The sequence below is a fragment of the Cupriavidus sp. 05L411 genome, from assembly GCF_056398045.1.
In genome coordinates this window covers 1-1,227 of record NZ_JBFTOQ010000122.1, presented here as the reverse complement: position 1 = coordinate 1,227, position 1,227 = coordinate 1, and the positions used below count along the sequence as shown (strand labels likewise).

Below are 1,227 nucleotides of genomic sequence, written 5' to 3'. Positions count from 1 at the left end.
CGTGGATTCAACGGGTCGATGCAACACTAGACGCTGCGTGAGCAGTGGAGGTGTTGCAAATGAAACAGAGGCGCAGGATCTACTACACCGAGACTCAAAAGGCACTAATGTGGGAGCGGTGGCGCAAAGGTGACACGCTTGCGCAGATTGCCAGGCTGTTCGATCGCTACCACTCATCGATACAAGGGGTTCTCGCGAGGACTGGCGGGATACAGCCAGCGCAACGACACCGCTCCAGGCTTGCCTTGACGCTTTCCGAACGAGAAGAGATTTCGCGCGCAGTCGTCGCCGGCCGGTCGATCCGCTCCGTAGCGGCGCGGTTAGGCCGTGCGCCTTCCACTATCAGCCGCGAGCTCCAGCGAAATGGTGGCAGACAGGACTATCTGGCGAACCAGGCCGACCAACTCGCCTGGGAGCGCGCCCGGCGCCCAAAGGCATGTAAGCTCGTCAGCAATCGGACACTCGCCCAAGTGGTGGCGAGCAAGCTTTGGTTGCAGTGGTCGCCAGAGCAGATTGCGGGTTGGCTCRAGCACGTGTATGCGGTCAACAAGGACTATCAGGTGTCGCACGAGACCATCTATCGGAGCCTCTACATCCAGGCCCGCGGTGCGCTGAAAAGAGAGCTGCTGGAACACCTGCGCCGTTCCCGAGCCATGCGTAGGTCGCGCCAACATACACTGAAGACCGACGACCGGACGAACATCCGAGATGCCGTATCGATCAGTGAACGCCCTGCCACGGCAGAGGATCGCGCGATACCCGGGCACTGGGAAGGCGATCTGCTGTTCGGCAGCGCCAACAGCCAGATTGCAACGCTGGTCGAACGCCAGACCCGGTTCGTGATGCTGGTGAAGATTGCGAGCAAGGACTCCGAGGCTGTAGTCAACGCCCTGATCAAGCACGCCGGCAAGCTGCCACAKGAACTGTACAAGTCGCTGACTTGGGATCGAGGCTCGGAGATGGCTGGTCACAAGCGTTTCACCGTGGCCACGGACATCCAGGTCTACTTCTGCGATCCTCAGCATCCGTGGCAACGCGGCTCCAACGAGAACACGAATGGCCTGTTGAGACAGTACTTCCCGAAAGGCACCGATCTCTCGGGCTACTCGCAAGCCAAGCTCAACGCCATAGCCAGAAGACTCAACGAACGCCCACGCAAAACACTAAACTTCGATACACCGGCTGAACGATTCCATCAAGCTGTTGCGTTGACCGGTTGAATCCGCA

At 59.4% G+C, this 1,227-nt stretch carries 1 protein-coding gene; it reads left to right on the top strand.

The window, feature by feature from the left end:
• Window positions 1-59 precede the first annotated feature (59 nt).
• The gene (locus tag AC1DQR_RS40195; protein WP_477135132.1) at window positions 60-1,220 is read left to right on the top strand and encodes an IS30 family transposase; all 1,161 of its coding nucleotides are present in this window, start codon (window positions 60-62) and stop codon (window positions 1,218-1,220) included.
• Window positions 1,221-1,227: the final 7 nt, after the last annotated feature.